The sequence below is a fragment of the Nostoc sp. JL33 genome (genome assembly GCF_017114985.1).
Classification (GTDB): Bacteria; Cyanobacteriota; Cyanobacteriia; order Cyanobacteriales; family Nostocaceae; genus Nostoc.
Window position 1 is genome coordinate 24,495 of record NZ_JABXKP010000071.1, and the last position, 21,838, is coordinate 46,332.

The window sequence follows — 21,838 nt, forward strand, 5'->3', positions numbered from 1 at the left end:
CAGTAAGGCACAATGGTTGCCTGAATTGTCATTACCAGATGATTTTGTGGGAAAAACCGATTATTTCACAGGTCACTTTTGGGAACTTCCTCACGAAAGTCTATGACTAATTGCATAGTTTCCACTACCAAATCACGTAAATCCCGATTCAGCGCTACAGGGCCATTCGGCCCAAACCAACGGTCAAAAATAGCGACATATCGCTGATCCCCATTGACGAATCCTTGCATGAACTTGACTAGAGAATAGTTAACTGTATCCAAAAATTTCGAGTTATTTTCTGGCACCATGCAAGCGATACCTTCTCGTGAATAGGGGCGACCGGGTACAATTGCAAAAGCATCTGGATTTTTTTGCTGTTGCAGCCATCCCTCTAAAAGAATGCTATCGGATGAGAAAGCATCAATAGTACCTTGTTGCAAAGCTGTGTATCCCTCTGTCCTCGTTTTAAAATACACCAGTTTAGCTTGGGTTTGTACACGAGTGATTGCCTGCTCATTTGTGGTTCCCGCTAGTACGCCAATTCGCTTCCCAATAAGGGATTCAGGGGAACCTAAATTGCTTCCTTTCTTAACTAATAATTGGGTTCCAGTTACACCGTAGCTGACAGAGAAATCTACTTTTTTATCTCGCTTCCATGTAAAACTACTTGCATCACACACAAGATCAACTTGTTGATTAACTATTTTAGGAATCCGCTCAGAAGGGCTAAGACCAACTAATTGCAATTTAATTTTTTTTCCTAAGTCTTTTTCTAATTGCTCTTTAATTAGAGTCAGCATATCTACAGAATAGCCATTTAACTTTCCTTGACTATCCATATAGGCAAAAGGTAGCGCATCTCTACTAGTACCAGCTGTTAATACCCCTGTTCTTTTTACCTTTTGCATCACAGTCTCAGCACTTACCAGATTAGGCATGAGCGTTGCAAACATTAGACTTAAAATAGGAATAGCAATTTTTTTATGCATGAGTTTTCAAGTAGGTAGTTTTTTCAAAAATCAAATCTAATTTATCTATCAAGCTCAAGAAATTATCACTATCGAGTATATACTAAGGTGATCCAGTAACTATTCTTTACACTAGTGTTTTTTCATGACTCTGGTCAAAGAAAAATTTCAGCCAGCCTTTAAACAATTTATAGAAACTGGGTTTTGATCTGACAACAACTTTGTTGCATGAATGAGAAAAAGACAACCTCTTTCACAAAAAAGCGGTAATTAGTCTTCAACTGGGTAATTATCTGGTTTCCCCTACTAGATCATGCAATTAATATCTGCACATTACAGGAATAACTCGATGGCTTGATTGAGCAAATCCTTTAAACATAGCTCTATTCAGTAAACACCATTTTCAAATGCCCGAAAATCAGCAGCGATCGCTCTAGTAAATCTGCTAACAGGTTTAACTCCATCGAGTTGTGGGGGATAATCTACTCGTTTGTACATTCCTATTAATCACCTTGGAACCTAACCAGCTAAATTTATTTTCTGATTTGACCGTCGCATCAGCACGCACAGCAGAGACACTGGTAATGAGCTCAAACTAGAACTGCCAGGACTTGAAGCTAAAGACCTAGATATTCAAGTTACTGAAGATGCTGTTCACATTAGTGGTGAGCGCAAGTCCCAAACTCAAACCGAAAACAATGGCACTACAAGAAGTGAATTCTACTACGGTAAGTTTCAACGTGTAATTCCTCTATCTGCTCGGATTCAAAATACCAATGTCACCGCAGATTATAAAGACGGCATTTTGAATCTGACACTGCCTAAGTCTGAGCTTGAAAAGAACAAAGTTGTCAAGGTTAGTCTGGAACAACCTGCTGCATAGTCTGAAACTACTCTACCGACAATGATAGATTGAGATAATGAAAGCCCAGTTATGAGATGACTGGGCTTTTTTGTATGCGATCGCGGGAGCATCCTCGCTTGAATTAGGTGGGGCGATCGCGCAGTGTTGGAGCTAATCACTATGCTTTTATCGCTGATCTCAAAAATCGGTAGAGTGAGTAAAACTACCCAACAGGTTTGAGGAGTATCGTCGGTAAGCATAACCGCTTGAGATCCTCTCCCGGAAGTCAAGACAAAAGAAGTGCTGGAACGATAAGAAGACTTGATTTTGGATGATTTTCCATGATAATCTGCATTTGCTCGTTAAATTACGGTTTGCCGATAGTTGTATAGTACTTTAAATAGCATACTGTGCATACTGTATTTTTTATAAAGCCATAGTTGGCAGAAGTAATTCTAAAACTGTCTTGTAAGAATTCTTATGGTCATTACACAAAGACGTAAACTTGGACGTTCAGAACTAGAAGTATCACCATTATCTTTTGGTGGCAACGTGTTTGGCTGGACTATTGATGAAAATAGTTCATTTGAGATTTTAGATCACTTTATAGCGGCTGGAGGTAATTTTATTGACACAGCTGATGTCTATTCCAAGTGGGTTGCGGGAAATATTGGTGGAGAGTCTGAGACAATTTTAGGAAAATGGCTCATTTCTCGTGGTCATCGTGACCAAGTGGTGATTGCAACTAAGGTTGGCAACGATATGGGTGTTAAAGGCAAAGGGCTTTCTCGTAAACACATTCAACAAGCTGTTGAAGACTCATTGCAAAGGTTACAAACTGATTATATTGATCTATATCAATCGCATATCGACGATGAAAACACTCCACTTGAAGAAACTCTTGAAACCTACGGGGAATTGATTCGTCAGGGAAAAGTACGTGCAATTGGTGCTTCAAACTATAGTGCAGAGCGTTTATTACAGGCATTAGAAATTAGCCGTCAATATGGTTATCCTCGGTACGAAAGCCTTCAGCCCCGTTATAACTTGTATGACCGAGATGGTTATGAGCAGGATTTACAACAAATTTCCCAAGAACACTCAATTGGTGTGATTAGCTATTCTTCTCTGTGCAGTGGCTTTCTCTCTGGTAAATATCGCTCAGAAAAAGATTTGTCTATTAGTCTGCGTGGTAGTTCTGTAAAAAGATATTTAAACCCTCGTGGTTTGCGAATTCTAAAGGCAATTGATCAGGTGGCAAAGACTTATAATTCTACTCCCACCCAAATTTCTCTGGCGTGGCTCATTGCTAATCCTACCATTACCGCACCTATTGTTAGTGCAACAAAGGTTGAGCAACTCAACGATATCATCAAAGCTGTCAATATAAAGCTCGACCAAGATGCTATTGATCTTCTCAATCAAGCCAGTTCCTCAAATACCTAGTTCAATAAACTGTGATATTGCTTATATTCTTTGAATAGTCCAGATTAGCAGATGGGAGCGATCGCGGGAGCATCCTCGCTTGAATGATGTGCGATGTCTACGACGGCAAGCTACGCTTTGGCTGTTATCGTTGCTCTCAAAAATTGGTAGAGTTGGTAAGACTACCGAACAGCTTTGTTTGTATCATCGGCAATGCCCATCTACAGAAAACGCTACGCAAACAATTGGGATGAAATAGCGCTGTCTATCAAACAAGCAGCCCAGTGGCGCTGTCGGCACTGCGGACAAAAGTGTTTGCGTCCTGGCGAGAAGCCAAAGGGACTGTCCCGCGCTGAATGGACAGTAATGACGCTCTCGGTACACCACGCCAATTTCACGCCTGAAGATAACCGACTTGAAAACCTAATTCCGCTTTGCACTCCATGCCATATTTCACTGCATAGTCGGGCGCGAAGGCGGTCAAACACCTCACCTGGACAGCTAGAATTGCCACTTGACCAATGAATAACGACGTTGTGATTTTTATTATCAGTGCTGGTCTGCTTATTATGTATCTGGTGTTCTCGGCATTTACTGAGATGGGAACAAAGCTACCGTGGAAGAAGTAGAGGGTGCACTGTTGTCAGTGCGATCGCTGCCCCTGCTACCAACGAAGCGATCGCTTATTCTACTCAGAAGGTGATGATATTGTCCTCAGATTCATCTTCCCTGATGCTGTTTTGGTTGAGTCGAGGGAGGATATTATTCCCCGCCCCTCTCAGTTAAATCTGGGCGTGCGACTTTCACCGCACCCAGCTTCCGATGTTCTTAGCTTTTAGCTTTTGCTCATGTGGATAAAATCGTGGCAGCTTTCGTGAATAGCTAGAAGGTTTTTGAGTTTCCAGTTGTTATGTTTTCCATCGACATGATGTAAATGTACCTTCTCGTCATTGAGCGTTTTTAGTCCACAATGTCCACATTTATGGTTTTGCCGCTTGAGGGCTTTAGAGGTGTTATCGTCGTATAGCTTACTGTTGCGTTCGCTCCAGTAACTTAGGTCTCCGTCATAGGGTGATTTTTGTCAATGGTCGTTGGAAGAACGATGAGGGACTAGAAAAGCTCAACCAAGCTGATGCGATTGTTTTTGGCTCTCCTACCTATATGGGTGGTGTAGCGGCTCAGTTCAAGGCATTTATCGATGCCGCTAGCGAAGTCTGGTTCCGACAGGGATGGAAAGACAAAATTGCTGCGGGTTTTACACACTCTAGCTCTCCCAGTGGCGATAAACAAGGCACACTCCTCTATTTAGCGATGAACGCAGCCCAGCACGGCATGATTTGGGTAAATGTCGGCGACTTGCTCCCGCTTTTTATCGGGTCTTGATGATGGGGTAAATCGACTAGGAGGATTTCTAGGTGTCATGGGTCAAAGCCAACTCGACATGAGCGGCAAGGAACCAGTGCTAGATTCGGGTGATTACCTGACTTCACTACGCTTTGGAGAACGCATTGCAGAGGCAACTAAACGTTGGGTAAAGTAGCTTTTGACACTCATATTCGGTTATAGCATCCTTACATCTGACAAAAAATTCTTTTCGAGTCAAAGTTGCACACTTGAGGAGCGATCGCTTGTGACAAAGCAGTACACTGCTATACCGAAAATCAAAGAGTGCGATGGCATACCCGCCCGCCAACTCTTGGAGACGCTCTGCGCGTTCGGCGTCGCTCCCAAGCCCCGGCGAGAAGAATAAAGAACCAACTGTCCTGTCTGCAACCATTTCAAGATTCCACTCCTTGGATAGTAGGTATCGCAGCCAAAATAGAATAACGGCGGATATCTTCTAGTGGCGCAGCTATTAATCCTTCTAGCTTGGCTATTGCTGCTTGCAGATGGGGTGACGCTAAATGAGTATCCAGTGCTGCCGCAGATTCCGACTCTTCTACAAAAGTAAAATCTGTTGGCTGTGATTGATTTTGTAAAAGTTCATATTTAATCACAGCTGCTTCAAGTCTTGTTGGTTCAATCAGTCCCAATAATATTGTTTTGAGTTCTTCTACCTTATCTGGTATTGCCACAAAACGAGCTACAACATGAATGGTTTGGTACATCACTTGGTCAATGGTAATTAGTCCTGCCGTCATTAGTCCATAGCCAACAGTTCATAGTCAATAGTTACCTTAGAGGAAACACCAAAAAGAGCGATCGCTTTTTCAAAGCAGTACACTGGTACTATGAAAATTCCAGAGTGCGATCGCTGTCTCCTTTACGCCCACAATCCTCACCTCGTCTGTCTTGTCCAGCTTCAAACAACTGTGTTGTGAGTCAAAATGCTGATGACAAACACGCCATTGACCCGATTAATTATCATGTAGACCGCGATGCAGCTAGAGAAACCTTACTAAAAGTTCTTGGTGTTGTTCCCCGTACAGAAATTGTAGAACAAACAGATGATTACATCCATGCTCTATCTTTAAGTCGCATCTTTAAATTTGTTGATGACGTAGAGTTTTATTTTCCTTCCAATGAGTCAGTAATTCATCTGCGTTCGGCATCTCGTGTGGGAGAGTCGGATCTTGGTGTCAACATAGGGCGTGTGGAACAAATTCGTTTGGCTCTACGCGATTTAAAAATTTGATTTTACCAGCCGTGAGGAGTGCCAAGATTAATCAGAGATGACGACCAACTTAAACTTGGCTGAACTTACCAGAGTAAAGTTCATCAGACACTTGTTTAAGTTCTGGTTCAACCACTGTCAAATGTTGCTCTAAAATTGCCAAATTACGAATATTAGACTTATAGAAAGCATCAAATAAGTCACCTACAAAAGGCACAGTACCCACGACTGCTTCCAAACCAACATTAAAAATCATTTTGGCTAAATCTTGGCGTGGGATGCCGAAGCGGGTAGCTAAAAATATGATGTAAGCTGAAAACGCTGTACTGATTAAATCACCTGCACCTGGAACTAAACCGATAATTGGGTCTATCCCAATGTGAAAACCTGTTAGAGGGATGCGTATAGATGTATCCATCAAGCGGCTGAGTTTACGGATGCGGTTGAGAGTAGCAAGGCGTTTGGCAGCGTCCATAATTGACCATATTTGCACTACTCTTAAATTGCACTATTTTTAGTTCTTTGTCTTGTACCGTTAGAAATAAGAACTATGAATAAAAATCCACCAATACTGCCCCGAAAGCAGATAAATGGATGATACAATTTCCAAGCGTTCGCTCTATTATGGCTTATGACTAAAACTAATTCAGAAATCCTAGAACAGCTAAAACGGGCATCTGATGGCTTACTCATGATGAGCGAGTCGGAGTACCCCTTAGAAGCATTCTTATGGTCAGCTACACCGCCTGCTACACCAGAGAAAGTTGCACAACAGACAAATCACCCTCAAGATACACCCATTAAAATCGTAGGGGTTGACGATTTTTTTCAAGTGTCCATAACTCCTGAAGACTGGCACGGCGAAGAAGAGAAAGCAACCGTCAACAAATTTCAAGCTCTTGTGCAGACACTTAAAGAAAACCTGAGTAATTTGCAGGTGTATCGCCTGGGCAATAAAAAGATTGATACTTATATTGTTGGTGAAACCCCGGCGGGTAATTTAGCAGGACTTTCTACTAAAGTTGTGGAAACCTAGCAGTAGCTATTTCTCACAGCCAATGCCGTCTTTATTCTTATCAAGTTTATGTGGGTCGTTTGGCAGTACTTTGAAGTTTTTATAAGCAATATCCCCGCAGTTTAAATCAGGTGGTGAAGGTTTGATACAAACATCAGGATATGCTGGGTCACAATTACTTTCAGACTGTGATTGATTTGATTGTATAGTTCGTGTCTGTTTAAGGGTTTTATCTGGAGTTGTTTTACTTGGTACAAAAGTATTAATAGGTGTGTTTATCACTCTTGGGCGTGGTGAACTGACCACCACATCATCAATTTTTGACTCAATACTTTCTTGAATGTTTGGAGAAACATTAGAAAGAAAATCATAACCTGTCAAATTTTCGAGTTGGTCAACACTGACTTTGTAACTTCTCCAGTCATTGTTGATTTCTTGTTCATTCGGTACGTTAACCGCGATTATGCGAGTACTGGCAGTAATACCGTCAAGTCCTGAGCCTGGGCTATCTAAAACCACAATAATCTTCCAAGTTGATTTGGGAACTGTCACCTTACCCTTAAGAGGTTCGCCTTGACTACCAAAAGGCCCAGCTACGATATACAGTTCTTTACCAAGGCTTACCAGTTCTCGGCAATAATCTTCTAAATTCCCCCAAGTGTTCCGGTTGTTGTCCGGTGTTTGCGGCATCATGTTGCTCATGAGGAAAGTGGCGCTGTTATCTTCAACTGACCCAGTACGGTCTGCCGAGGGTGTAACATGACCTTTGTCATAACCTGAACCACTGTATATAGTTGGAGTTACCCGTAAAAAGTTTGTAGGTAAAGTGTCATCAGGTCTAAAATTATTTTGCCTGTCAGCATTTCCTAGCCATGACTTATTTAACTGCCAAGCTACCCAATTAGGCGTACCCTTGCTGTTGTTGTAGGAAAGTGTATATTGTGGTTTAACCAGCAGATAATTATCAGGAGTAGCGACGCTTGCCATCGCACTACTAGGATTTCCCAAAAGCAGGTTAACGCTTGTTGAGGTTTTAGTAGGTACAATCGGCGCTGGCTGTAATGGTTTTTCTGTTGTCGGTGTTGGTGACTGAATTAGTGTTGGTAGCTGGCTTGGTGTTGGTGAACATCCCAACAGAACAATTAGCCCAGTGGCAATAGCCAAAGCCTGAAAACGATTGATTAAAGGCATAAATTTTAAATACTATCGTAGGCTAAATTAATCATCACCATTTTGGAGGGGATTTCCAGATTTTGACTATAAACAAGAGTAATACCTACGGCTGGCTGTCTCCTCATCCTCTAAGAAAATTTGAGCGATGCCTGCGGCGGTAAACTACGCTCCTTATCGCTTGTTGCAAAAAACTCTGGGTATAGTTCGGTAGCGATTACTGAAATGTATCTTCATGCTAGACCCACTGATAGTAGTGTTGTATTTGCCTGATGATGATGACTGATGGGGTGAGGGCGATCGCTCAGTCCCAGATGAAGGTGTGATGACGTATCCGCCCGCTCTCTTGTGATCGCCCTTCATTCAAGAGTGATAATTTGGTTCATCCCGTCCAATCCCCAATTCTCTTAACTTGACTTTGACACTTGCCCATTCATCACCACAATAGTGATACTTCTTATCTCGGATATTAGCTAAGTAATAGCCTGGTTTACCACCGTTTATTCGGAATAGCTCAACCAAAACTTTCATTTTAGTTAACCCGTTTCTTTCAAGGTCGATTCTAAATCGGTAGAAATGCCATGAGCATTATAGAAAACGTTGCCAGGATGAAAAAACCAGCGTGTTCCTTCACGCTCATAAATTTGCAGGTAAAGAGGAGAATAAATTGCTGACATATAATCTGGGTTAAAATCGAAGAAAGCCCCTAGCAGCCCCTTACATTGCTAAAGGCAAGAAGCTTTTGGAAGGACAAAACTAATATTTTATATAAAGTATAAACACCTCAATAAATAGTGGTATGTACTGTCCTATGGGTTTAGATTGTCGTCAAATGACAGGTGTTGACTATAAATGCCCGAATATCTCAGCTTGCCATGAGCATTCCCGCAAACCCTCAATGGTAAAGTTAGTGTTTTATTTACTCAACCAACAAATGTGTCAATTAGAGGATATAAAAGTTGATGAAAAAACACTGGCTGAGTTGCTGCATTCATCAGATCAGGACTTGGAATCTTTGTTAGCCAATTTAGATAATCTTGTCGTTACTGAACACACACCCTACTAACACTCCTTTTAGTGCGATAAGCTCACCCCGCCTTAAGAGCGACCGCCTATATGAATTTGGTTAAGCCTTCGTGCTGCAATTCGCATTATAATTGGTCAAGCTTTAGTTTAATTAGTACTGATGATGTTCACCTATTCTCTGTACCCAGATAATTGGTCAGACCTTGCCACTTCAATTAAGCAACAAGCCCAATGGCGTTCTCAAAAGTGTGGGTTACAGTGCATTCCCCCTGGTGAAAAAACATCAGAGATTACACGGTCAAAACGCAGAGTATACACGTTACAGGTACATCATTGGGACAGAAATCCAGCAAATAACCACAGAGGCAACCTTATAGCTCTTTGCAGTGGTTGTCATCTTTTATACCATCAATGCGGGAAATCAAATGTATCACCAGGGCAGTTATCTTTGTGGTAGGTAAGTATGGACGATGTTCAAGAACTAATCGCTATTAAAGAAGAACTCTCAGGAATTAGCGGAGCCAAGCTCATACAAACCCAATTAGACGGAACTGACTTTACAGGTGCAACTCTCACAGGAGCTACTATAGAAGACTGGGGTATTACAAGCAATACTAAACTGCATGGCGTGAGGTGCGAGTACATTTTCATGCGAACGCGTACTCAAGACGACCCCAACCGCCGCCGCAAACCTGACAATTGGAACGAAACTTTTGCAGATGGTGACTTCGCTGATTTCATCAAGCCAATTATTGATACTCTCGACCTTTATCACAACCAGAATGTTGACCCAAGAGCGATCGCTATCTCGTTCAAGCAGTTAGCAGAGAATCACCCAGAAGCAGATTTGCGAATTGTGGGGATGGAAGTGCGCGGTGAAGATAAGTTTTTGCTTCGTGCTAAAACTACACCTTTAGCTGATAAGTCCCAACTGAGCGCAGAATATTTTGATACTTATAATGAGATAAAAGGCTTGCCGGAGCGGGAGATTAAATTATTGCTAGCAGAAAAAGATAGCAGAATTCGTAGTTTAGAAATTTTTGTTAATCAGGCACTACAACGCCCTAGCTTTTATTCAAGTACTCAAATACAAGAGGTAGGAAGTATGGCTAGCAACCCCGGTGGATTTTCAGTTGGTGGTTCAGTTGGCGGCAACGTCAACAACGTTCAAGGTGAAGGCAACCGAGTAGTTCAAGGAGATACAACAATGGCTGGCGATCGCAATATCAACACAGGTGGCGGTAATTATAACGAGCGCATTGAACGCGATTATATCCAAGGTAATTACTACGCGGCTGGACAACCGCAGAGCCTTGCTGAGGCTGCTGTCGAGATTCAGCTATTACTAAAACAATTAGAGCAAACTTACCCTACCACTACTACATCACAGCAAATGGTAGTAGCAGCAGAAGCTATCAAGCAAATTGAGAGTAATCCATCATTGAAAAAACGTGCAATAAATGCAGCAAAGGAAGGTGGTTTAGCTGCGTTTGAGAAAGCTATTGATAACCCAGCAGGTGCTTTTATTGTTAACGCTATCAAAGGTTGGCAGGAAGTGAAGAATGTCTGATGAGTTGATTACTACCCTTCCAAACTGATAGATATGACTATGACAGAGCCGCAAACGCCAGAAGCAAGAGATATACAAACGAGTGGTGGTAATTATAATGAACGAATTGGCAAGCACTATATTCAGGCAGAAACAGTGCATATTTATGAAACTGCTCTTAACCCAAGCACTCCAAGCATAAACAACGGGAAAGTAGGAGCGAATCAAAAGCAACTGGCATTTGCGATCGCAGGTAGTATTGATGAGATTGACCAAGCCAAATTAAAAGCTATTCTTGCAGTTTTACAAAAAATTTCTGGTGATGCAACTATAGAAATTATTCGAGTTGAGGAAGGCAGTATCAAAATTATTCTTAATGGTTCAGATGAAGGGTTAGAAAGAATAAAGCAACTATTTGAATCGGGGGAACTCACTGAAGTATTGGGTACTCCTGTTGAGTACGTTAATTTAACAGCACTAGATGAAAAATCTCGTTTGATTCGAGATATTGTCCAAAGTGGAGCTAGTAGTCAAAATCTGAGCAATGCCGACTTGAGTGGTGCTAACTTGAGTGGTGTCAACCTAATTGGTGTCAATCTGAGTGGTGCCAACTTGAGTGGTGCCAATCTGAGTGGTGCCAACTTGAGTGATGCTAACCTGAACGGTGTTGATCTACATGATGTGTTAATTGATGAGACAACAAGAATTAATGACAAATGGCGTTTGGTATGGGAAATTACCAATCGGGCATCTGAGAATAGAGAACTGAGTGATGCTGATCTGAGTGAGGCTGTCCTAATTGGTGTCAATCTGAGTAGTGCCAATCTGAGTGGTGCCAATCTGAGGAGTACTAAACTAAATAATGCCAATCTGAGTCATGGCGATCTGCAAAGAGCCAACCTGCTCTGTACCGACCTGAACGGTGCTGACTTGAGTGGTGCCAACCTAAGCAGTACCAACTTGAGAATTGTCAACCTGAGTGGTGCTGACCTAAGCCGTGTCAATCTGAGTAATGCTATACTAATTTCAGATGTCGATTTGAGTGATGCTAACCTGAGTGATGCCAACTTGAGCAATGCTGATTTAAGTGAAGCCGATCTGAGTCGTGGTGACCTGAGTCGTGCCGACTTGACTTATGCTAACCTGAGTAATGCCAACTTGAGCGGTGCTGATTTAAGGAAAGCCAACCTGAGGAGAGCGAACCTAAGCGGTGCCAAAGTGGAAGAAGCCAAATTTGGACGGAATCAAGGGCTTACTGAGACTCTGAAGATTGATCTGGAAAAGCGAGGAGCTAAATTTGAGGATTTTCCAGGCGATCGCTCTTTAGTTTCTCTAGGGAGGCCAAGTTGAGCGCCAGCGTTCACACTCAAACTATCCATTTTGTTCTTGCCCCCGATTCCATGAAAGGCTCGTTATCCGCCGTTGCTGCATGTGCAGCGATGAAGCTTGGCGTGCAACGGGCAAGGGGTACGATACCATGTCGAGTTAGCATCGTACCCCTTGCTGACGGCGGTGAGGGGACAGTTGAAGCCCTGTTGCAAGGTGCTGGTGGAGAAGAACGCACCGAAACTGTGATTGGGCCATTGGGCGATTTAGTTCAAGCCAAATGGGGTGTGCTTCAGGATAATCGAGCAGTTATTGAAATGGCTCAAGCTTCGGGACTAACTCTTGTTCCTGAAGGCTATCGTCGTCCTAAGGAAGCTTCATCTTACGGCACTGGGCAACTGATTAAAGCTGCATTGGATGCAGGTTATCGCGATCTATTAATCGGCATTGGCGGTTCAGCAACAACCGATGGTGGAGCAGGTGCGTTGCAAGCACTTGGGGCACGCTTGCTGAATACTGATGGACAAAATTTACTCCCAGGGGGAGCTGCCCTCAAGCAATTGGCACAGATCGACCTGACGCATTTGGATGCGCGGCTCAAGGAAGCCCAAATCACCGTCCTGTGTGATGTAGACAACCCCTTGTGTGGATCTAACGGTGCAGCACACATTTACGGGCCACAGAAGGGCGCAACGCCAAATGAAGTCAAAGAAATCGATGCCGCCCTAAGCAATTTTGCACAAGTTGCTTTAGCCACCACGGGTCGAGATTTACAAGCAGTCAAGGGCGCAGGTGCTGCTGGCGGTATGGGTTTCGGACTAATGACTTTTTTGAATGCACAACTGAAGCCTGGTATAGATTTAGTACTTCAAGCAACGCAAATGGCACAAAAGCTGGAAACTGCTGACTTAGTACTTACGGCTGAAGGTTCAGTCGATGCACAAACTTTACACGGTAAAGCACTGGCTGGTGTAGGTCGGCTGGCGCGTGCGGCTAAAAATGGCGATGGTGTCCCAGTGATTGCATTTGGTGGGACAGTTCAATTAACAAGTGATGAATTACAGAAATTAGGAATCATAGTTTCGCTACCCCTGCCCGATGCTCCTCTATCCCTGTCTGAATGTATACAACGAGCTGAGGAACTTTTAGTTAATGCGACAGAACGTGCAGTAAAGTTGTGGTTGTGTGGTCGAGGTTTGACTTAAGAGGGTATGGGGACACCATGCCCGTTCGGGTTTTTTGTACGAATCCGAAATCTTTCACTGATCAGACTAATTTGAGTAATTACACCTTTGAAACCGATAGCACCAATTGAAAAGTCAGCGATGCCATCGCCAAACACTGCACCACCAGGACTAATCACCCGAAATTGCCAGCAGTGGGCTTCGGTATAAAACACCAACAATGAGTAAACCAACTACGGATATAGCGATCGCGCTTGCATCTTGATGATTACGTCATCCTACTTCTGTGGCTGATTTGGGGTAAGCTGACAAGTCCTATTTGGGAACTGGTACTCAATTCCCAGCCCTTTTAAATAAAAGCTCACCTTCTTTGCAATCGGATAGCAGGGCAGCAAAGATAGGAAGTAAATCTTGACTGTGGACTGGCTCTAGCAGATAATGAATATCATTGCTCATAATGCACAGAGCATAGATATGAATGGCACTAAGAAAAGCGGAAAGGCTTAACAATTAAGCAGTCTGTAATTGTTTGCGTAACTCATGCCGTGGCTTGGTCATTAAAGGGTAAGCTAATGACACTAAAAGTAAAACATTTTCAAAAAATCGCAATATTTGATACCACATCAGTAGTTGCCGAAGAGCTACTTTCTCTTGACTTGTCAAAGCTTGTTAAAAAAGTTATAGAATGGGGAAAAATCGCTACCAATAATGGTGCAGATTCTTGCTATGTGCGTTTATATGATGCGAACAAAGAAACTATAGATATAATTTTGGAGAATTTGCCTTATAAGGAATTAACAATCATACTAGCATTTTCTCTTAATCATGAATCTTCTTTGGTTAGTGCTTTTCATTTTAGAGAGAATGACAAAATTAAAACTCATCAAACGAAAAACCGTAATGTGCTGTTTGGCAAGTCATGCCACTCGTTGAAATCTATAAAAGAAGTGGAACAGTGCGGAATAGACTATGTATTTTTTTCACCGATTTTTGAGACACAAACTCATCCAGAAGCAAAAGGAATTGGTCTAAGTATGCTTCGGAAGGCTTGTGAATCAACGCAAATCAAGGTTTTTGCCCTCGGAGGAATCAACGAAAATAATTATAGGTAATGTCTTGATGTAGGTGCGTCTGGTGTTGCGGCAATTAGTATGTTCACAAAGTCCAGCCCTTTCAACGCGAACAAATAAACTAGTAATTCAATAGCTGAAAGCCTTAAGAGATAATGATTACTCCAGGAATAATTGATCTTACATATTTTCAAGACTTAATAGGAAAAGATAATCCAGTCATTCTTGATATTGGGTGCAATGACGGCAGTCACACGATGAAATTTTTAGAACTCTTTAATGAGGCTAAAGTATATTCTTTTGAGCCTGATTCTAGGGCAATAGAACGCTATAGAAATAAAGTAAAAGATAAGAGAGCAAAATTATTTGACATTGCAATTTCTGATATTGATGGCACTACTGAATTTTATGTCAGTGGGACAAATCCTGACTCAGATTTGCCAGAAAGCCCCCCTGAAAATTCAGAAGATTTGCTGGAAAAAGTACCTGAAGGTTGGGAAGGTTTGCGCGAGAAGCTCTCTCAAGGTTGGGATGAATCAGGTTCTATAAGAAAACCTAAGCTACATCTTCAGGTTTATCCCTGGTGTACATTCAATGAGAAAATAGAAGTTAAGACGAAGAAGCTCGATACATGGTGTCAAGAAGAAGAAATTCAATTCATAGATCTTATTTGGGCGGATGTTCAAGGGGCTGAAATAAATCTCATAAAAGGTGGAAGTACAACACTAAAGCATACTCACTATTTTTACACCGAATATAGTGATCTTGAACTATATGAAGGACAAATAAATTTAAAAGAGCTATTGGAATTACTACCTGATTTTGAACTTCTTTATAGATACTCGGATAATGTTTTACTGAAAAACAAACGAAAGGGTCAGAACTGAATGGCATTAAAAAAAGCTATAAGCTATACGAGGTAAGGATTTCAACTTTTAATCAATGAACAGTGAGTGGGCAAGTCGAGCGATCGCCGTTCAATAAAGAAAACGTCGCTTGTGGCAGTAACGCACTGCATTTTCAACTAGTTTATCAATTTTAGTGGGTTGAGATTGCCCAAATCCCTTTGCACACATAGCACTGCCTCAACATTTATGCGATCGCAGACGCGATTTTAACAGAATTGGTACGGCAATGAGCAGGGTGTAGAGATAGTGGTGCTTAAAAAACAAGCTGTGTCTTAAGGGAGCTGCGTAGCTTGCCGCCGCAGGCATCGCTATGCATCCTCTAAGAATGTGGAAAGGTGCTTATGTAATTATGGATAATTGTTCAATTCATAAAAGTGGAGAGATTGAGAAATTAATCGAAGCTGCTGGAGCTAAATTGATTTATTTACCACCATATTCTCCTGATTTTTCGCCAATTGAGAATTGTTGGTCAAAAATTAAAAATATACTACGTTCTATCGGAGCTAGAAGTTATCCAGACTTAGCAAAAGCAATTGAAACTGCTTTTAGTCAAGTCTCATTAAATGAGATTCATAATTGGTTTACCCATTCTTGCTACTGTACCTCGCTAGACTGAGAAACGCTATATTCGACTTTATCTTAAAACACTGTGATCCAGATGCAATAGACCTCTTCATTTTAACGCTCCAATCACTGAGACGCTATTAAACTTAATATTCAAAATTACTGAAAAGACCAAAAAAGTAATATAATTCCCAGCTAACTCCTCTGCATACTAGGGGAACTATTTATTTTGAAAATCAAAGCTATGACAAATAAAACTAGATCCCTTTCCCCTTGGCTTTATATACAACCAGAAAATAAGTAAGTTAATCAGAAATTATGTAAAAAAATACGAATGTAGGGGTAATTCATGAATTACACTCAATACTGTTCGGTTAAGCCCCTGTTAGGTTCAGAGGGTATAGGGTATAGGGAACCCATGTTTAAAAACCGGAGATTGGAGCAATAATTACGCTGTATTTCTCGCGCTGATGTTGCTGACTTCCTATTGCAGCAATTGGCGAATGATTCGTATCTTTACAAAACGCCGAGTGTATCTTATTGAATGCTTTGCTTTTGCCTTTTTATAGTCCGTCAAACTGACATTAGTCCCCAGGAGGCTTTATGGCAACTGTTCAAAATTTGCGTTTCCCCCTAATGTTTGTCGCGGCACTCGGCTGCGGGCTGGTGGCGGGAGTGTTCTTCGCTTTCTCAACGTTTGTGATGCCCGCTCTCGCTCGTCTCCAGCCGCCCGAAGGAATTGCGGCGATGCAATCAATCAACATTACGGCGATTAATCCGTTGTTCATGATTGCTTTGTTCGGAACGGCTCTAGCTTGCTTCTTTCTAGTAGTCTCCGTTCAGTTCAAATGGCAGCAATCGGGTGCGGTCTACCTACTGGTGGGGAGTCTGCTCTACCTCGTTGGCACGATCGGCGTGACGATCGCCTTTAATGTGCCCCTCAATGATGCACTGGCGATCGCAAAACCTGACAGTTCTGAAGGCGCAACGCTATGGGTAAAATACCTGACCGATTGGACGTTCTGGAACCATGTTCGGACAGTAGCCGCTCTTTTAGCAGCCGCCTTGTTCACGATCGCGCTTCACTGATTCAATGATTAATTCTTCAATCGTCTGAACTGTCTCACTTCTGTTGATTTACGGCTTCGACCACCGTAAAGCCCACCTATCTGTGGTTGTTCAGAAGATGGTCTTCCCGCAGGCGGCAGGAATTTTGTTTAGAGAACTCCACAGAATGATTAATCCTATAATCAGAGAAAAATAATTTCAAAGTTTACTCCACAGGAGTTAAACTCACAACTTCAGCTATGGAAGAAATTGAAACACAGATTAACCCGGATTTCTCACCACATCTCTTCTTCGCCTTTGCTTGAGCAGGGGAGCAGGGGAGAGATTTGTACAAGTTCTTTCTTTCCCCTCTGCCCCTCTGCCCAATATCCCCTCAAGCTTGTGATAAATGCGGGATTAACCGCCTCCCCAATCTCAAAAAATGGTTTGTGGAAATTTTAGCTAAACCAGCATAGCTATTGGATCATCTTTTTTGTGGAGTTCTCTAAAGAAATAATTGCAAATCAAAACTCTTTTATTTGTCGTGGGTCTTCATCCGGTGGATGCCAACCACCTTTAATCCAAAGACGACGAGCTTTGGGTCTGAGAGCCACACACCATATTGCTACCTTCTGCCCTCTGCCTTCTGCCTTCTTCACTGTCTTAACTCTTAATCTAAATAAATTCTGGCACAAATGAGCGAAATACTTCTTGTAGTAGATATGCAAAATGGTTTTATGCCTCATAAATGCAGACATATTATTCCTACTGTCATTAAATTAATTGAGCGTTTTTCGGCGACTGGTAAACTCGTTATATTTACAAGATTTATCAATACTGCTGACAGCAATTATGTCAAACTAATCCATTGGTCAAAGTTGATATATGAACCAGAAACGAGCATTATTGATGAACTTCAGCCATATATACATAATATTTTTGATAAATCTTATTACTCTGCATTTACGGAAAATTTTTCGAGTTTTATTTTGATTAATCAAATCAGCAAAATATATCTTTGTGGAGTTGAAACTGATAGCTGCATTTTCAAGACAGCAATTTACTCTTTTGAGCGCGGTATTGAACCAGTAATTATCGAGGATGCTTGCTTTAGTGCTGGTGGTCAGCAAGCGCATGATGCAGGTATTTTCTTACTCAAACGTAATATCGGAAAAAACCAAATTCAGATGAGTAATCAGATTCTTGAGAAGATATCATAAGCTGTTCCACAGAAACTATCCATTGTGAGAAAATGTTCACTTGACTTCAAATAGGCACGGCTTCAAGGAGTAACAGCGATGGAAACGCGATTTTTAGGAAAGTCCGGTCTTAAGATTTCGGTTCTCAGTTTCGGTACAATGACATTCGGTGGTAGCGACTTTTTCCAAGAAATTGGGGCGACTCAGGTAGACGAGGCGCAGCATCTGATTGATATTTGCCTTGATGCAGGTGTCAACATCTTTGACACAGCAGATGTTTACTCGAATGGACTTTCTGAGGAGATTCTTGGTAAAGCCCTCGGAAAGCGTCGTTCTGATGTAATTATTGCAACTAAGGCTTATGGTCGTATGGGAAAAGGAGCAAATGATACTGGATTGTCACGTTATCATCAACTTCGAGACAACCTTGGGGCTGTTCAGTGGGAGCTAACACTCTTTGGAAGTAAATCGGCTCAATCAGGTTAGCGCGATCGCGCTAACCTATCCTTACTGGCATCAGCGCAAGTTCGGAGCTGAACGCATTCCACAATAAAAATATCCTAGTTGCGATCGCATGAAGGCAGTGAGCTTGGTGCGATCGCTCCCAATAAAAGGGAGGTATATGGCATCTTACATTAATGGTGCTGTACAAGCAGCGCAACATAATTACGAGTTATAACCTACGGTTGGCACTAAATTGGATCTCAATTGCTACTTTGAACAATGGCAATGTTCACCTCAACTAGATAAAAAAACATTTACTCAGATTCGCAGACACTTGGCACTTAAATGCTTTAAGTGGGATGCCCAAATCGGTGATGTTAGTACCCTGGCTCCCTTTGCTTTAATCCTCCCAAACTTGGTTTGGCAGCAATTAGCAACACTTGCTGAAAAACTGACATCTGAAGCAAATACTGCTGAATTGCAAATATTGCAACGTCCCGAACTGATGAAGCAATTGGGTTTACCTCGTCAAATTGTCAAAATACTTTCCGAAAAATCCGTACAACCATCACCAGCCGCAGCCCGTGTTGTACGATTTGACTTTCATCCCACATCTGATGGTTGGCGGATTTCCGAAGCAAATTATGATGTTCCCGGAGGTTACACCGAAGCTTCAAATTTCTCAAAATTGATGGTGCAACAGTTTCCTGGTACAACATTGGCAGGAAACCCAGCGAATAAACTTGTTGATGCTTTGACACAGACAATACCACCAAAAGGACATATTGCTTTACTGTCTGCTGCTGGGTACATAGAAGACCAGCAAATTACTGCTTACTTAGCTGAACTCTTGCGTCAGCGAGGATGTAATGCTTACTTAGCAACACCTGAGCAAATAGTTTGGCACAATGGTTTTGCTCATCTCAACAGTGAGTGGTATCGTGGTTCTCTAGATGCAGTAATGCGCTTCTATCAAGGTGAATGGTTAACTAAGTTACCTTTAGATTGCAATTGGTCATACTTTTTTCACAGCAGTCAAACTCCTATATGTAATCCTGGGTCTATGTTGCTTGTTGAAAGTAAGCGCTTTCCTCTTGTCTGGAACCAGATTAATTCGCCCCTAGATACTTGGAAAGCTTTGCTAGCTGAGACTCATGATCCCCGCCGTGTCAATTGGGTTACAAATCGCCATTGGCTATTCAAATCAGCTTTTTGTAACAATGGGGATACAGTGACTATGCTCGGCATGAGCGACCGCACCAATTACATCCCGACAATTTGTAATATTTTACTCGACCCTAACAACTGGATTGCTCAACGTTATTTCCAAACCTTACCCCTGACAACACCTCTAGGAATTATGTATCCTTGCATAGGAGTATATACGGTCAACGGTAAAGCTGCTGGTATTTATGGGCGCATTGCCCCCAAGCCACTAATTAATTTTGCCGCTATTGATATTGCCGTACTAATTCAAGATGGATGAATCAACTGTTTTTGACCTTTGGTCTCCCGCAGATAGCATTTGGTCGCCTTGGGTGAAACCAGTATTGTTTGCCCACTTGCCCAGAAGATTGCCAATAATTACGCAATTACCAACGCCAGATTTCAGCTGGGTTCCACCTGTTGGGCAAGGTAAGGCGATTGTAGTTGATTTAGCTGGAATGGATTCCGTGTTTCTCGGATTAGCATTAGCTAAAAAAGGATATCGACCCGTACCTTTATTTAATTCTTGTCCTTTGCCAACTGCATTTATTCAGGAACGAAATTTATCTCTAGAAGCAACGAAAGAATTGACGAGAGTAGATGTAGAATCCATTTTGGCAACATTGGTACAGGGCTGTGATAGCTTGCACCAACTCGATTTGCCCGACAATGCACCCCCCGCCTTCTTGCTAGATGCTAATCGTCAAGGTAATTCTTTAGCTTTTCGTATTGTTCCAGAAAATTTATTTGACAATCGTTCTGTAGTTTTTATTACAGATTTTCCTAGTGTAAATTTTTTCACTGAACAACGTATTAATAGTGTGATTGTTGTTCGCCAATCGGATCGCAAATTTGCTAGCGATTTGACTTATATATTAAACACTTGGCAAAAAGCCAACCTCTCACTCAGTTACAAGCCTCTATCTGACCCGCGTCCTATTCAACCTCTGAAGATTTGGGCATTTCCTTGGCTAGGAATTTGGGTAAGATTGATTGCCAATCTTACTCTCCATAAGCGTCCTAATGGGGGTTTTGGCGGATTTATCCCTTCGTCCTCCAGTGGTTAAACCTAATTAGAGAATCCGGGCAGGGCTTGAACTTTGTTAGACCATTGATTGGCGATCGCAAAACCAGTTAAGGCTCCAGTCCCAATCAAAACTTGTCGCCGTCTCAAGCGACTTGATAGCAAGCGCTCGAAGTTGAAGTTTTGCATATACTCCCCTGATTGTCGACGTTTGAATCACAGCAGAGTGTAACAGCGCAACTTTAATCCCTCTTTGCAATCAGGTTAAGCGTTGATTATTCCAACACAACTCTAATTGTTTTACCTGAACTCAATACCTTCGCCAAAACAAGAGTATGAAGAGAGAGGGCGCTCTGTAGTAGAGTTGTTGTCTTCCCAAACGACAACTCAAAAACTACAATTCGCCCATGTTCGACATCCTATCACTCTTACAATGCCTGCTACCGCAGATAAACGCTACAACAATGCGGCAGTTGAACCAAATAATCCTGGCCATGTTGGTTAATTTTATCATGACTAATCTGTTCTAAATGCTCTGCCAAAAAAGTGAAGAGTATAATTAATCTGACTACTTAACAAGTACTGGCAATAGTTAAGTTTAGTAAATTTCATAAAATAGAGGATTTCTATTATCTATCCTCAACTAATTTTCTCATGATTTGAAGAATACTTAACGCAGTCGATTACTGTTACTAATTTCAGCAATCCCCTTTGGGTACGCCACTTCTTTATAGTACAAAAATACTATAGATAGCGATCGCACTGTGCCAGTTGCGTAAGTCCTGGAATAAAATTCTTGTCCAGTATCGTAAGGAACAAGAACAATTAATCCATTACAATTTTTTATTTGAGATATGTTTTTAACCATTTTTATGATTAATACTTTACAACCTAGCGATTTTGTATAAACAGAGTGTCTAATATTCTAATTGGAAACATATTTAGCCCTGCGTTTCTCCCTTCTTCGCTTTCTATAGTTATTAGCCATTTTTATAATTAATACTTTACAACCTAGCGATTTTGTATAAACAGAGTGTCTAATATTCTAATTGGAAACATATTTAGCCCTGCGTTTCTCCCTTCTTCGCTTTTTATAGTTATTAGCCTCATATTTAAGCCGCATGAACGGGTAAATATCTCCTGCCAAGTGAAAACCTATAGACCCAACAAGCCCTACATCTGAATAAAGCAATGTTACAGTAAAAATATAAAAAATAAGTATCCGCTCAATAAATCGGGGTAGTACAAAAAATAAAAAGTAGATAGATGCACA

Annotated in this window: 29 protein-coding genes and 5 pseudogenes; 20 read left to right on the forward strand and 14 right to left on the reverse strand. The window is 41.7% G+C overall.

Annotation, left to right across the window (positions count from 1 at the left end):
- Positions 1-65 precede the first annotated feature (65 nt).
- Positions 66-971 (reverse strand): amino acid ABC transporter substrate-binding protein, encoded by a 906-nt coding sequence (locus HWQ23_RS20245; protein WP_292831848.1) that lies wholly within the window; start codon positions 969-971, stop codon positions 66-68.
- A gap of 568 nt (positions 972-1,539) precedes the next feature.
- Between HWQ23_RS20245 and HWQ23_RS20250 the strand changes: the two are divergent.
- Positions 1,540-1,833, forward strand: a pseudogene (locus HWQ23_RS20250) (Hsp20/alpha crystallin family protein); the annotation flags it as partial.
- On the opposite strand, the gene HWQ23_RS20255 reads toward HWQ23_RS20250, so the two are convergent.
- Positions 1,740-2,054 (reverse strand): hypothetical protein, encoded by a 315-nt coding sequence (locus HWQ23_RS20255; protein WP_292831851.1) that lies wholly within the window; start codon positions 2,052-2,054, stop codon positions 1,740-1,742. The pseudogene HWQ23_RS20250 and the gene HWQ23_RS20255 sit on opposite strands and share 94 nt — an antisense overlap.
- A 220-nt stretch (positions 2,055-2,274) precedes the next feature.
- On the opposite strand from HWQ23_RS20255, the gene HWQ23_RS20260 reads away from it, so the two are divergent.
- From HWQ23_RS20260 to HWQ23_RS20270, 3 genes are all read left to right on the forward strand, one after another.
- Positions 2,275-3,240: an aldo/keto reductase gene (locus tag HWQ23_RS20260; protein WP_292831854.1), complete on the forward strand. Its 966-nt coding sequence runs from the start codon at positions 2,275-2,277 to the stop codon at positions 3,238-3,240.
- A 192-nt stretch (positions 3,241-3,432) separates the two neighbouring features.
- Positions 3,433-3,744, forward strand: coding sequence for an HNH endonuclease (locus HWQ23_RS20265; protein ID WP_196528070.1), 312 nt, complete (start codon positions 3,433-3,435; stop codon positions 3,742-3,744).
- Positions 3,745-3,851: 107 nt separating this feature from the next.
- Entirely contained in the window at positions 3,852-4,058 is a 207-nt protein-coding gene (locus HWQ23_RS20270) for a hypothetical protein (RefSeq protein ID WP_292831859.1), read from the forward strand.
- On the opposite strand, the pseudogene HWQ23_RS20275 reads toward HWQ23_RS20270, so the two are convergent.
- Positions 4,055-4,297: pseudogene (locus HWQ23_RS20275) on the reverse strand (HNH endonuclease); the annotation flags it as partial. The gene HWQ23_RS20270 and the pseudogene HWQ23_RS20275 sit on opposite strands and share 4 nt — an antisense overlap.
- Between HWQ23_RS20275 and HWQ23_RS20280 the strand changes: the two are divergent.
- Positions 4,291-4,602 (forward strand): flavodoxin family protein, encoded by a 312-nt coding sequence (locus HWQ23_RS20280; protein WP_292831862.1) that lies wholly within the window; start codon positions 4,291-4,293, stop codon positions 4,600-4,602. The pseudogene HWQ23_RS20275 and the gene HWQ23_RS20280 overlap by 7 nt on opposite strands.
- Before the next feature lie 160 nt (positions 4,603-4,762).
- Positions 4,763-4,969, forward strand: a complete 207-nt coding sequence (locus tag HWQ23_RS20285) for a hypothetical protein (RefSeq protein WP_292831865.1) — start codon at positions 4,763-4,765, stop codon at positions 4,967-4,969.
- Positions 4,970-4,997: 28 nt separating this feature from the next.
- On the opposite strand, the gene HWQ23_RS20290 is transcribed toward HWQ23_RS20285, so the two are convergent.
- Positions 4,998-5,360, reverse strand: coding sequence for a putative quinol monooxygenase (locus HWQ23_RS20290; protein WP_292831868.1), 363 nt, complete (start codon positions 5,358-5,360; stop codon positions 4,998-5,000).
- A gap of 149 nt (positions 5,361-5,509) precedes the next feature.
- Between HWQ23_RS20290 and HWQ23_RS20295 the strand changes: the two are divergent.
- Positions 5,510-5,854, forward strand: a pseudogene (locus tag HWQ23_RS20295) (DUF1499 domain-containing protein); the annotation flags it as partial.
- A 49-nt stretch (positions 5,855-5,903) separates the two neighbouring features.
- On the opposite strand, the gene HWQ23_RS20300 reads toward HWQ23_RS20295, so the two are convergent.
- Positions 5,904-6,308, reverse strand: coding sequence for a DUF4112 domain-containing protein (locus HWQ23_RS20300; protein ID WP_292831871.1), 405 nt, complete (start codon positions 6,306-6,308; stop codon positions 5,904-5,906).
- A gap of 156 nt (positions 6,309-6,464) precedes the next feature.
- Here HWQ23_RS20300 and HWQ23_RS20305 point away from each other — a divergent pair, with 156 nt between their 5' ends.
- Positions 6,465-6,869 carry a nuclease A inhibitor family protein gene (locus tag HWQ23_RS20305; RefSeq protein ID WP_292831874.1) on the forward strand — a complete coding sequence of 135 codons (405 nt, stop codon included), beginning with the start codon at positions 6,465-6,467 and terminating at the stop codon, positions 6,867-6,869.
- Between the two features lie 285 nt (positions 6,870-7,154).
- Here the strand turns inward: HWQ23_RS20305 and HWQ23_RS20310 are convergent.
- The 3 genes and pseudogenes from HWQ23_RS20310 to HWQ23_RS20320 all read right to left on the reverse strand — a co-directional run.
- Positions 7,155-8,039: pseudogene (locus HWQ23_RS20310) on the reverse strand (DNA/RNA non-specific endonuclease); the annotation flags it as partial.
- A 342-nt stretch (positions 8,040-8,381) separates the two neighbouring features.
- Complete coding sequence (locus HWQ23_RS20315) at positions 8,382-8,549, reverse strand: hypothetical protein (protein ID WP_292831932.1); 168 nt, start codon at positions 8,547-8,549, stop codon at positions 8,382-8,384.
- 5 nt (positions 8,550-8,554) lie between these two features.
- Entirely contained in the window at positions 8,555-8,695 is a 141-nt protein-coding gene (locus HWQ23_RS20320; RefSeq protein ID WP_292831880.1) for a hypothetical protein, read from the reverse strand.
- 122 nt (positions 8,696-8,817) lie between these two features.
- Here HWQ23_RS20320 and HWQ23_RS20325 point away from each other — a divergent pair, with 122 nt between their 5' ends.
- The 4 genes from HWQ23_RS20325 (at position 8,818) to HWQ23_RS20345 (ending at position 13,124) form a co-directional block, all read left to right on the forward strand.
- Positions 8,818-9,084, forward strand: coding sequence for a hypothetical protein (locus HWQ23_RS20325; RefSeq protein ID WP_292831882.1), 267 nt, complete (start codon positions 8,818-8,820; stop codon positions 9,082-9,084).
- Positions 9,085-9,507: 423 nt separating this feature from the next.
- Positions 9,508-10,614, forward strand: coding sequence for a pentapeptide repeat-containing protein (locus tag HWQ23_RS20335; RefSeq protein WP_292831885.1), 1,107 nt, complete (start codon positions 9,508-9,510; stop codon positions 10,612-10,614).
- A gap of 33 nt (positions 10,615-10,647) precedes the next feature.
- On the forward strand, positions 10,648-11,943 hold the full coding sequence (locus HWQ23_RS20340) for a pentapeptide repeat-containing protein (protein ID WP_292831888.1): 1,296 nt from the start codon (positions 10,648-10,650) through the stop codon (positions 11,941-11,943).
- Complete coding sequence (locus tag HWQ23_RS20345) at positions 11,940-13,124, forward strand: glycerate kinase (RefSeq protein WP_292831891.1); 1,185 nt, start codon at positions 11,940-11,942, stop codon at positions 13,122-13,124. Before HWQ23_RS20340 ends, HWQ23_RS20345 begins: the two co-directional genes overlap by 4 nt.
- Here HWQ23_RS20345 and HWQ23_RS20350 read toward each other — a convergent pair.
- A complete protein-coding gene (locus HWQ23_RS20350) occupies positions 13,121-13,318 on the reverse strand; it encodes a hypothetical protein (protein ID WP_292831894.1) in 198 nt (65 codons plus the stop codon). The two genes, HWQ23_RS20345 and HWQ23_RS20350, sit on opposite strands and share 4 nt — an antisense overlap.
- A 357-nt stretch (positions 13,319-13,675) precedes the next feature.
- Between HWQ23_RS20350 and HWQ23_RS20355 the strand changes: the two genes are divergently transcribed.
- From HWQ23_RS20355 to HWQ23_RS20370, 4 genes are all read left to right on the forward strand, one after another.
- Positions 13,676-14,215: a thiamine phosphate synthase gene (locus HWQ23_RS20355; RefSeq protein WP_292831897.1), complete on the forward strand. Its 540-nt coding sequence runs from the start codon at positions 13,676-13,678 to the stop codon at positions 14,213-14,215.
- Positions 14,216-14,328: 113 nt separating this feature from the next.
- The gene (locus HWQ23_RS20360) at positions 14,329-15,060 is read left to right on the forward strand and encodes an FkbM family methyltransferase (RefSeq protein WP_292831899.1); all 732 of its coding nucleotides are present in this window, start codon (positions 14,329-14,331) and stop codon (positions 15,058-15,060) included.
- A 331-nt stretch (positions 15,061-15,391) separates the two neighbouring features.
- A complete protein-coding gene (locus tag HWQ23_RS20365; RefSeq protein WP_472850406.1) occupies positions 15,392-15,697 on the forward strand; it encodes a transposase in 306 nt (101 codons plus the stop codon).
- A 551-nt stretch (positions 15,698-16,248) separates the two neighbouring features.
- Positions 16,249-16,734: an anthrone oxygenase family protein gene (locus HWQ23_RS20370; protein ID WP_292831902.1), complete on the forward strand. Its 486-nt coding sequence runs from the start codon at positions 16,249-16,251 to the stop codon at positions 16,732-16,734.
- A gap of 482 nt (positions 16,735-17,216) precedes the next feature.
- Here HWQ23_RS20370 and HWQ23_RS20375 read toward each other — a convergent pair whose 3' ends face one another.
- Entirely contained in the window at positions 17,217-17,351 is a 135-nt protein-coding gene (locus HWQ23_RS20375; protein WP_292831906.1) for a hypothetical protein, read from the reverse strand.
- Between the two features lie 36 nt (positions 17,352-17,387).
- On the opposite strand from HWQ23_RS20375, the gene HWQ23_RS20380 reads away from it, so the two are divergent.
- The 4 genes from HWQ23_RS20380 (at position 17,388) to HWQ23_RS20395 (ending at position 20,608) form a co-directional block, all read left to right on the forward strand.
- A complete protein-coding gene (locus HWQ23_RS20380; protein ID WP_292831909.1) occupies positions 17,388-17,912 on the forward strand; it encodes a cysteine hydrolase family protein in 525 nt (174 codons plus the stop codon).
- Positions 17,913-17,990: 78 nt separating this feature from the next.
- Positions 17,991-18,377 (forward strand): aldo/keto reductase, encoded by a 387-nt coding sequence (locus tag HWQ23_RS20385; RefSeq protein ID WP_292831912.1) that lies wholly within the window; start codon positions 17,991-17,993, stop codon positions 18,375-18,377.
- Positions 18,378-18,669: 292 nt separating this feature from the next.
- A complete protein-coding gene (locus HWQ23_RS20390; RefSeq protein WP_292831915.1) occupies positions 18,670-19,821 on the forward strand; it encodes a glutathionylspermidine synthase family protein in 1,152 nt (383 codons plus the stop codon).
- Positions 19,814-20,608: a hypothetical protein gene (locus tag HWQ23_RS20395; protein WP_292831918.1), complete on the forward strand. Its 795-nt coding sequence runs from the start codon at positions 19,814-19,816 to the stop codon at positions 20,606-20,608. The genes HWQ23_RS20390 and HWQ23_RS20395 overlap by 8 nt, the downstream gene beginning before the upstream one ends.
- A gap of 2 nt (positions 20,609-20,610) precedes the next feature.
- Here the strand turns inward: HWQ23_RS20395 and HWQ23_RS20400 are convergent, their stop codons facing one another.
- The 4 genes and pseudogenes from HWQ23_RS20400 to HWQ23_RS20410 form a co-directional block, all read right to left on the reverse strand.
- Complete coding sequence (locus tag HWQ23_RS20400; protein ID WP_292831921.1) at positions 20,611-20,754, reverse strand: hypothetical protein; 144 nt, start codon at positions 20,752-20,754, stop codon at positions 20,611-20,613.
- A 305-nt stretch (positions 20,755-21,059) separates the two neighbouring features.
- Positions 21,060-21,177 (reverse strand): annotated as a pseudogene (locus HWQ23_RS33710) (IS701 family transposase); the annotation flags it as partial.
- A gap of 58 nt (positions 21,178-21,235) precedes the next feature.
- Positions 21,236-21,433, reverse strand: a complete 198-nt coding sequence (locus tag HWQ23_RS20405; protein WP_292831924.1) for a hypothetical protein — start codon at positions 21,431-21,433, stop codon at positions 21,236-21,238.
- Positions 21,434-21,610: 177 nt separating this feature from the next.
- A partial coding sequence (locus HWQ23_RS20410) for a hypothetical protein (RefSeq protein ID WP_292831927.1) occupies positions 21,611-21,838 on the reverse strand: 228 nt, incomplete at its 5' end.